1 protein-coding gene is annotated in these 1,027 nt (G+C 46.0%); it reads left to right on the forward strand.

Features of this window, described 5'->3' with window-relative positions; all coding sequences use genetic code 11:
- Window positions 1–1,027 (forward strand): NAD-dependent DNA ligase LigA (gene ligA, locus A3766_RS07125; protein WP_156508750.1); only part of this gene is annotated, 1,027 nt, incomplete at both ends.

The raw sequence follows: 1,027 nt of genomic DNA on the forward strand, positions 1-1,027 counted from the left end.
CGTACGTACCATCAACTCAATACCGCTTCGTTTGCTTGGTAGTGGTTTCCCTGATGAACTAGAAGTGAGGGGTGAGATATTTATGCCTCTGGTTTCATTCAATCGACTTAATGAAGAAGCGCAAACGAACGGAGACAAACTGTTCGTTAATCCGCGTAATGCTGCCGCAGGTAGTTTACGCCAGCTCGATTCCAAAGTGACAGCGAAAAGGCAATTGAAGATGTGCGCCTATTCTGTTGGCTACTCTTCTGGACTAGGGCTTCCCAGTAGTCACTTCTCAACACTTGAAAAGCTTAATGAATGGGGCTTTGTGGTCAATAGCGATATGCAGCAACTTCAAAATATTGAGGAATGTATCGCTTACTGTGAGATGCTTAGCGATAAGAGGTCATCACTCGATTATGAAATAGACGGCATCGTGTTTAAGGTGGATGATTTTGCAGCCCAAATGGAATTAGGCTTCGTTGCGCGTGCGCCACGCTGGGCTGTTGCTTATAAGTTTCCTGCTCAAGAGGAGCTTACAGTGCTCGAAAGCGTTGACTTTCAGGTTGGGCGTACCGGCGTTCTCACGCCTGTTGCTCGTTTAAAGCCTGTTTTTGTCGGTGGCGTGACCGTTAGCAACGCAACCTTGCATAATATGGATGAAGTTAAGCGTTTACAAATAAGGGTAGGTGACACGGTTGTCATTCGCCGTGCCGGTGACGTAATCCCTAAAGTTGTACGATGTGTTAAAGAGCGTCGACCACCAGATAGTGTTGATATTGTCCTGCCAAAGTGCTGCCCCGTTTGTGATTCCCCTGTAGAAATTGAAGAAGATGGCGTGCTCGCTCGATGTAGCGGCACACTTGTCTGTGGCGCGCAATTAAAAGAGTCTATAAAGCACTTTGCCAGTAGAAAGGCTATGGATATTGACGGTTTGGGTGATAAGTTAATCGACCAGCTTATTGATAAAGAGCTAATCCAGGACGTAAGTGATTTATATAGACTTGATGCAAAGAACTTAGCGCTCTTAGAGCGTATGGGTGAA

It is taken from the genome of Oleiphilus sp. HI0132, assembly GCF_001635845.1.